This window comes from Photobacterium sanguinicancri, from assembly GCF_002265265.1.
Taxonomy (GTDB): domain Bacteria; phylum Pseudomonadota; class Gammaproteobacteria; order Enterobacterales; family Vibrionaceae; genus Photobacterium; species Photobacterium sanguinicancri.
In genome coordinates this window covers 1-8,688 of sequence record NZ_NOIF01000204.1, presented here as the reverse complement: position 1 = coordinate 8,688, position 8,688 = coordinate 1, and the positions used below count along the sequence as shown (strand labels likewise).

Sequence of the window (8,688 nt, the reverse complement as noted above, 5' to 3'; positions counted from 1 at the left end):
GAATAAAATGACACATTTTTTATTCATTACTATGTGTATACCATGGCTAAATAAAATTCTGGTTTCCGAGCCATCTAAAAATACAGTAGCGCTAGTGACACTAAAATAAGAATTGGTAGGGGGCTAGTTTACACAGCACTGTAAACAGAAGGGGGAGAAATAGAGCACTCGTCAGGCAGTACGTTAATCACGCTGGCCTGACTTTACACATAAACCAGAAAAAGGGCTGTAGCCTTCGCCACGCATTAAGCATTGCTCAAATTTTTTGTAATCGGTGTACTGGGATAAGATCAATAATAGCACTGATAACAATAGTCCTATAACTGCACCGACTGATAGCCACGAAAGTTTCTTTTTCATTCCATACACTAACGCCACCATAGAAACAGGTGCTACCGTAAGTGCAATAACCCACACATTAACAGTTAAAGCAAGAATCGACACGTTTTGACCAATATCCTAAACCATGAACAACAAGCAATGAACAAGCGTTCATTCAGAAGCAGAATAATAATCGCTTTTAGCTGCAACAAGCAAAGTTTGAATCAGATATTTTCAAAGCTTTACACTACTCTGACATAAATTCCGCAAATATTACCTTTTTCGCCAAATCTACAAACAAATAATAACCTCGATGCATATCAGGTTCCAATTCGGATTATAGAGAGCTGTGAGCATTATCGCTTTTTATTGCTTGCAAGCATTTCAAACCAGATCGATCTCACATTTTGTTACCAAAGAAAGTGCAAATCAGCCATTTTATCTCTACATTTCACCCATCGAAACGTTTGCGTAAACGTTTCGATGCATTAGAATTCAATTTAACGTGTTAAATAATATTCCTAAGAAACATGTTAGAGCATCACCACTATTTATAATTAAGGTGCACCCCATGAAAAAAAACGCACTCATCAATGCCGAGTTGTCATACGTAATCGCAACACTTGGTCACACTGATGAAATCACGATTTGCGATGCTGGCTTACCCATCCCTGACGAAGCACAACGCATTGATTTAGCTTTAATTCCGGGTGTTCCAACATTCATTGGCACTGTAAAAGCCGTGCTGAGTGAAATGCAAATCGAAGGCGTTATTATCGCTGAAGAATTCAAAAGCGTTAGCCCAGATCATCACCAAGCCCTTCTTGCACTGATTGATTCTGAACAATCATTATGTGGCAAATCTATCGCTATCAACTACATTCCACACGAAGCATTTAAAGTGCACACTCAAAACAGCAAAGCTGTGGTTCGCACAGGTGAATGTACCCCTTATGCCAACGTGATTTTTCAATCTGGCGTCGTCTTCTAAATCGCCTAGTTTTAAATCGCACAAATTTTTAGGTTGCTAACTAAGCGGCTTAATTAAAGTCGTAAGGAACGAACATGAATCAGCCAATCCTAGAATTACAAGGTATCGAGAAAGCCTTTCCAGGTGTAAAAGCCTTGGATCACGCTTGCCTGAATGTCTATCCCGGAAAAGTCATGGCGCTGATGGGTGAAAACGGGGCGGGTAAATCCACACTGATGAAGGTACTAACCGGCATTTACGCCATGGATAGCGGTGAAATTCGCTACCAAGGCAAGCCTGTGAACTTTAATGGACCTCGTCACTCTCAAGAAGCCGGCATCAGTATTATTCACCAAGAGCTTAATCTGATCCCTGAGCTGACTATTGCAGAAAACATTTTTCTCGGCCGTGAAAAAACCAACGCATTTGGTGGCATCAAATGGGCTGAAATGTACCGTGATGCTGATGCGCTTCTAAAGCGTTTGAATGTAAAACACCACTCTCGCCAACTATTAGGTGAGTTAAGCCTTGGTGAACAGCAAATGGTTGAGATTGCTAAAGCATTGTCGTTTAAGTCTCAAGTCATCATCATGGATGAACCAACCGATGCCCTCACCGATACAGAAACTGAATCGCTATTTAAAGTGATTAACGAGTTACGTAACGAAGGCTGTGGCATTGTTTATATTTCTCACCGCTTAAAAGAAATCTTTGAAATTTGTGATGATATTACTGTCCTTCGCGACGGTAAATTCATTGGCCAATGTGTGGTTGCAGAAACCAACGAAGATGGGTTGATTGAGATGATGGTTGGCCGTCGCTTAGACGAACAATACCCTCGCATTGAAGTAACGCATGGTACGACGTGTCTTGAAGTGAAAAACCTAACGGGTGCAGGCGTTCATGATGTTTCATTCAAGCTCGATCGTGGCGAAATCCTCGGCGTCTCAGGCTTGATGGGTGCGGGTCGTACAGAACTAATGAAAGTGATTTACGGTGCACTACAAAGCGAATCGGGTGACATTAAGCTCGATGGCAAAAAAATCAACCCAATCAGCCCACAAGATGGCTTAGCAAATGGCATTGCTTATATTTCTGAAGACCGTAAAGGCGACGGCTTAGTCCTCGGCTTATCGGTAAAAGAAAACATGTCGTTATGCGCGCTGGAGCAGCTATCTAAAGGTGTACAGCTTAATCATTACGATGAAGTCACCGCTGTTGAAGACTTTATTCGCCTATTCAATATCAAAACACCGACTCGCGACCAAATTATTGGCAACTTGTCGGGTGGTAACCAACAAAAAGTCGCGATTGCTAAAGGCTTAATGACCCGCCCTAAAGTGCTGATCCTCGATGAGCCAACCCGCGGTGTCGATGTGGGTGCAAAGAAAGAAATTTATCAACTTATTAACCAATTTAAAGCTGAAGGCATGAGTATCATTTTAGTGTCGTCAGAAATGCCAGAAGTTCTCGGCATGAGTGACCGCATTATGGTGATGCACGAAGGCCGCATTAGCGGTGAATTTATGGCAACTGATGCCGATCAAGAAAAATTACTGGCCTGCGCTGTTGGTAAAAACATTGCGCAGAATGACGAGGTAGCAGCATGAGCAGCAAGGCTATGAATAAAGAACAAACCCCCACTACTGGCTCAGCAAACAAGCTGTTTACCAAAGAGTGGTTAATTGAGCAAAAATCACTGATCGCATTGATCTTACTGATCGTTGTCGTGTCATTTTTGAATCCAAACTTTTTCACCGTCGACAATATTTTAAACATTCTTCGCCAAACCTCAGTGAATGCCATCATTGCTGTGGGTATGACGCTGGTCATCTTAACCGCGGGTATTGATTTAAGCGTAGGTTCGGTATTAGCACTGTGTGGTGCATTTGCAGCCACCATGATTGGCATGGAGATCCCTGCCATCATTGCGGTCCCAACCGCATTACTTGCAGGTGCCGCTTTAGGTGCTATCAGTGGTGTGATTATCGCTAAAGGTAAAGTACAAGCCTTTATCGCAACCTTGGTAACAATGACGCTACTGCGTGGTGTTACCATGGTTTACACCGATGGACGCCCTATCTCAACAGGCTTTACTGACGTAGCAGATTCATTCGCATGGTTTGGTACTGGCTACGCGATGGGTATCCCTGTGCCAATCTGGTTGATGGTTATCGTATTCGCTTCTATCTGGTACCTACTTAACCACACTCGTTTTGGTCGTTACATCTACGCACTAGGTGGCAACGAATCAGCAACTCGCCTTTCTGGCATCAACGTAGATCGCGTCAAGATTGGCGTCTACGCAATCTGCGGCCTATTGGCAGCACTAGCAGGCATTATCGTCACATCTCGTTTGTCTTCGGCTCAACCTACTGCAGGTATGGGGTACGAACTGGATGCGATTGCAGCTGTTGTACTTGGCGGTACGAGCCTTGCTGGTGGTAAAGGTCGAATCATGGGTACCTTAATTGGTGCACTGATCATCGGCTTCCTTAACAACGCACTAAACCTGTTAGACGTGTCTTCGTACTACCAAATGATTGCTAAAGCAGTGGTTATCTTGCTGGCAGTACTGGTCGATAACAAAAATAAGTAACACTTGAATCTTTTTAATCTTTGACTGAAACACCGAGCGGTGTTCCCCCTGATGTCGCCGCTCGGTACCCTGACCTGAAACTAAAAGGAATACAGAATGAAAAAGTTAGCAACCCTAATCTCAGCGGCAGTGCTGTCAGCGTCATTCAGCACTACAGCGTCAGCACAAGACACCATGGCAATGGTTGTTTCTACGCTGAACAACCCATTCTTCGTGACAATGAAAGAAGGTGCTGAAGCGAAAGCCAAAGAGCTAGGTTATGAACTCATTGTTCTTGATTCTCAAAACGATCCAAGTAAAGAACTTTCTAACATTGAAGACCTTACTGTTCGTGGTGTAAAAGCGATTCTGATTAACCCAACAGATTCAGATGCTGTCTCTAACGCCATTCGCATGGCTAACCGCTCTAAGATCCCCGTCCTTACGCTAGACCGTGGCGCAAGCCGTGGTGAAGTCGTGAGCCACATTGCATCAGACAACGTTGCAGGCGGTGAAATGGCGGGTAAATTCATCATGGAAAAAGTGGGTGAAAAAGCCCGTGTTATCCAACTTGAAGGTATCGCAGGTACTTCCGCGGCACGTGAACGTGGCGAAGGTTTCATGAAGGCAGTTAACGGTGGCGGTATGGATCTACTTGCTAGCCAGCCAGCCGACTTTGACCGCACTAAAGGCCTTAACGTAATGGAAAACATGCTAGCAGCGAACCCAGATGTTCAAGCTGTATTTGCCCAAAACGATGAAATGGCATTAGGTGCGCTACGTGCAGCTCAAGCATCAGGTAAAGACATACTGATTGTTGGCTTCGATGGCACTGAAGACGGTATTGCTGCTGTTAAACGTGGCATCCTAGGTGCGACTATCGCACAACAGCCGGACCTAATCGGTGCACTAGGCGTAGAAACTGCCGTTAAAGTGCTTAAAGGTGAAAAAGTGGATGCTTACATCCCTGTTGACCTGAAAGTTGTGACTAAATAATTCACTTAGTCATTATTGGAGGAGCGCATAATGCGCTTCTCCTTTCTATCAAAGTTCATTGTTTAGCGCCTTCGTTAACCTATGCATTTTGACCGCCATAACACTATTGGCTCAGTAGATACAAAAAAGGTCTCGATATGAATAAGTTAGTAGTTCTAGGTAGCGTTAACGCTGATCATGTTCTTCAGGTGGCATCTTTTCCGCGCCCTGGCGAAACGCTACACGGCCACAGTTACTCTGTTATCCCTGGTGGTAAAGGCGCAAACCAAGCCGTTGCAGCTGCACGCTTAGGCGCTGACATTGCGTTTATTGCTTGTGTTGGCAACGATAGCTTTGGCATTAATATCCGTGAAGCCTTTGCCAATGATGGCATCAACACGGACGCCGTTTTGATTGAAGAAAATACCCCAACAGGGATCGCAATGATCCAAGTCGCAGCCACGGGTGAAAACAGCATTTGTATCTCAGCAGAGGCTAATGCTTGCTTAACCCCTGAGCGTCTTACACCACATCACGCATTGATCACCCAAGCCGATACTTTGTTGATGCAACTTGAAACACCCGTTGAAACTATTGAAGCGGCAGCTCGCATTGCGAAAGCAGCCAACACCAAAGTAGTACTAAATCCTGCACCAGCTCAGCCATTAAGTGATGACTTATTACAACTTATTGATATGATTACGCCTAACGAAACGGAAGCGGAATTATTGACGGGTGTAAAAGTGGTTGATATGCCTTCTGCACAACAAGCAGCAGATGTATTACACAGTAAAGGCATCCCAACAGTCATGATTACGCTTGGCAGCCAAGGTGTTTGGGTAAGTCAGCAAGGTCAAGGTGAGCAAGTAGCTGGTTTTCGTGTAGAAGCAACGGATACAACGGCAGCAGGTGATACCTTCAATGGTGCACTATTAACAGGCCTTCAAGAAGGTAAAAGTTTGAATGATGCCATTCGCTTTGCCCATGCAGCAGCTGCTATTTCGGTAACACGTTTAGGCGCACAAACATCAATACCGCACCGCCATGAAGTAAAACGTTTCTTACTTGAACACTGTTAATTCATTCCCCTAGTCCTGTGTCACAACAGGACTAAAATACTTACAGGGACATCGTATGGCGACCATTAAAGATGTTGCAAAACATGCAGGAGTATCAACCTCCACCGTCAGCCACGTACTCAATAAAACACGATTTGTCAGTGAAGATATCTCTACTCGCGTACGTGCCGCCGTAGAAGAACTCAGCTACGCCCCATCAGCATTAGCACGCAGCCTTAAAGTTAATCACACTCGTACTTTCGGCATGCTAGTCACAACTTCGACCAACCCCTTCTTTGGTGAAGTAGTAAAAGGCGTCGAACGACGCTGCTACGAACAAGGTTACAACCTTATATTATGCAACACCGAAGGCGACTTAGAACGTATGCATTCTAACCTCGATATGCTATTACAAAAGCGTGTTGATGGTCTTTTATTGATGTGCAGTGAAGTCGAAACCAACGCCTTTGATTTGTTCTCCCGTCACCAACCCGTACCAACCGTGGTGATGGACTGGGGCCCGATCGATTTTCCAAGTGACAAAATTCAAGATAATTCCCATCATGGCGGCTATTTAGCGACCAAGCATTTAATCGCACAAGGCCATAGAGAGATTGGCTGTTTAACGGGGCCGCTTGATAAGTTACCCGCTCAACAGCGCTTATCAGGCTTTGTTCAAGCAATGGAAGAATCAGGCTTAACCATTAACAAAGATTGGATAGCTTCAGGTAACTTCGAGTGTGAAGGAGGTGAACAAGCCTTTAATGCCATTTGCCAAAACGGAAAGCTACCGACAGCGCTATTCGTCTGTAATGATATGATGGCAATGGGTGTTATCAATACAGCACACAAGAAAGGTATTTCTGTACCGGAAGAACTCTCTATTGTGGGTTACGATGACATTAAACTCGCAAAATACATCACGCCATCGTTAACCACGATCCACCAACCTAAACACCGTTTAGGCCAACAAGCCGTTGATACTTTGTTAGATAAAATTAACAACAAAACCACCTCAAATAAAGTGATCCAGCTAGAACCAACCTTAGTTGAACGCGATAGTGTCAAAAGCTTATTTAGCTAGACCTTTCAGAAATACCAAGCGAACAAAAGAGCCCTCCTCATTGAAAGTAGGGCTCTTTTAAATGCTGTGTGATCTTTCAATGAGACAAGATCAAATCAACGATTAAAGCATATTAATTCGCCGCCTCAACCTGCTCTTTTTCCTCTGCGTCACTATCTGTAATCAAGTTATTCAATTTCTTCGCCGTGACTAACATCAACACAGCCATAGCAAGGGCACCAATACCTATCTTCAGAAAGTAGCTCGCATACACAGGCAAGGTTTGCAACGAATCAACGCTACCTGATGACTCAGGAACCGCAATATACACCGCAAGGTTTGCCGCAATTATCGCAGAAATACCTAAGGTCAAGGTTCTAAAGCCAAGTGTAAAACCAATCATATGATTAGGAACTAACTGAGCCAGTACAGAGATACCCAACGCACTGATCAGCAACTCCCCTAGTCCTTGGAATAAATGCGTCAAGATCAACCAGAAAGCCGAAACGCGGCCAGCTTCATCAGCCATAAAGCTTGCACCGTAAGATAAACAAAGAAATGCCATAGAACAAAAGATCATTCCCATTGCAAACTTCAACGGTAACGAAGCACCTTGCCCTTTGGCACTGGTTCTTTCGTAAAAGATCGCAAGTAAGGGACTAAGGATGATAATCCAAAATGGATTCAGGGCTTGGGTGGAGACAGGATCAAATGGAATACCTAAAAATTCATGGCGAGTATTATGTATAGCAAAGAATGTCAGTGATGTTGGCATTTGCTTATAGAGAATAAAAAACACCACTGAAAAGCCTAATAGCACTAAACTTGCCATCATTTTTTTCTGCTGAGCCTTGGGTTCTTTTCGCATATAATTAATAAAAAATGCAAGCGCAATACCTAACGCAATAATTAAGAGTACTTGCATAAGTTGATAATGCGTTATTAACCAACTACCCAATAATGTTAATGCGGTTAATCCTAAAAACAATGCAGCATATGTTTTCAAATTAATGGTTTCAAAATCAGCTTGTGCACCAATATTTTTGACCAAGTTTCTTTTCCAAAGAAAAATAGAAATAGTAATGACATTCCACAAAGCTGCAATAGCAAACCCTGTTGAATAATCATATTTATGTGCAATAAGTGGTGTGATAACTAATGAAATACATGAGCCAACATTAATCATCATATAATAAATGGTAAAAGCACTATCGATCCTAATATCATCCTTTTTGTAAGCTTTAGAGATTAAATTAGACGGGCAGTTATTTGCTAAGGCACGGCTAACCCCGCCCCCCGCAATACCTATCATTGCCAGCGGAATACTACCAATTGCAGCAGCATAACTTAGAATCAACAAGGTAATAACTATACCTAAGTTACCGATAATCAATGATCTTTTAACACCAATTACCTTATCGGCCAAGTAGCCACCGATAGCATAAATGATGGTTGAAAACGCAGAAGCGGCGCCATTTATTAAAAAAGCATCCTTTTCTGACATACCCAAATCATTCACCATAAACACAGTGACAATAGCAACAAGGCCATACATAGATAACATGGCGGGCATTATAATAATGCACATTAATTTAAAAGCAGAAGGCTGACGGGAAAACGCGATAGACATAAAACTTCCTCATATTTCAGGCATAGAAGCCCGAAGTCCGTGATAATTAAAGACCTATATAAATATTCCTTTAGAAAGATGTACGTATTACTC

8 protein-coding genes are annotated in these 8,688 nt (G+C 43.2%); 6 read left to right on the top strand and 2 right to left on the bottom strand.

Annotated elements, in window-relative coordinates; translation table 11 throughout:
* Nucleotides 1–183: 183 nt before the first annotated feature.
* Nucleotides 184–444 (bottom strand): hypothetical protein, encoded by a 261-nt coding sequence (locus ASV53_RS21005; protein WP_062692528.1) that lies wholly within the window; start codon nucleotides 442–444, stop codon nucleotides 184–186.
* Between the two features lie 448 nt (nucleotides 445–892).
* Here ASV53_RS21005 and rbsD point away from each other — a divergent pair, with 448 nt between their 5' ends.
* The 6 genes from rbsD (at nucleotide 893) to ASV53_RS20975 (ending at nucleotide 6,986) form a co-directional block, all read left to right on the top strand.
* On the top strand, nucleotides 893–1,312 hold the full coding sequence (rbsD, locus tag ASV53_RS21000) for a D-ribose pyranase (protein ID WP_062692527.1): 420 nt from the start codon (nucleotides 893–895) through the stop codon (nucleotides 1,310–1,312).
* 74 nt (nucleotides 1,313–1,386) lie between these two features.
* Nucleotides 1,387–2,901, top strand: a complete 1,515-nt coding sequence (gene rbsA, locus ASV53_RS20995) for a ribose ABC transporter ATP-binding protein RbsA (protein ID WP_094958542.1) — start codon at nucleotides 1,387–1,389, stop codon at nucleotides 2,899–2,901.
* Entirely contained in the window at nucleotides 2,898–3,890 is a 993-nt protein-coding gene (gene rbsC, locus ASV53_RS20990) for a ribose ABC transporter permease (RefSeq protein WP_094958541.1), read from the top strand. Before rbsA ends, rbsC begins: the two co-directional genes overlap by 4 nt.
* A gap of 96 nt (nucleotides 3,891–3,986) precedes the next feature.
* On the top strand, nucleotides 3,987–4,865 hold the full coding sequence (rbsB, locus tag ASV53_RS20985; protein ID WP_094958540.1) for a ribose ABC transporter substrate-binding protein RbsB: 879 nt from the start codon (nucleotides 3,987–3,989) through the stop codon (nucleotides 4,863–4,865).
* A 137-nt stretch (nucleotides 4,866–5,002) separates the two neighbouring features.
* A complete protein-coding gene (gene rbsK, locus ASV53_RS20980; protein ID WP_094958539.1) occupies nucleotides 5,003–5,923 on the top strand; it encodes a ribokinase in 921 nt (306 codons plus the stop codon).
* 55 nt (nucleotides 5,924–5,978) lie between these two features.
* Nucleotides 5,979–6,986 carry a substrate-binding domain-containing protein gene (locus ASV53_RS20975; protein ID WP_094958538.1) on the top strand — a complete coding sequence of 336 codons (1,008 nt, stop codon included), beginning with the start codon at nucleotides 5,979–5,981 and terminating at the stop codon, nucleotides 6,984–6,986.
* A gap of 112 nt (nucleotides 6,987–7,098) precedes the next feature.
* On the opposite strand, the gene ASV53_RS20970 is transcribed toward ASV53_RS20975, so the two are convergent.
* Nucleotides 7,099–8,595 carry an oligopeptide:H+ symporter gene (locus ASV53_RS20970; protein WP_094958537.1) on the bottom strand — a complete coding sequence of 499 codons (1,497 nt, stop codon included), beginning with the start codon at nucleotides 8,593–8,595 and terminating at the stop codon, nucleotides 7,099–7,101.
* Nucleotides 8,596–8,688: the final 93 nt, after the last annotated feature.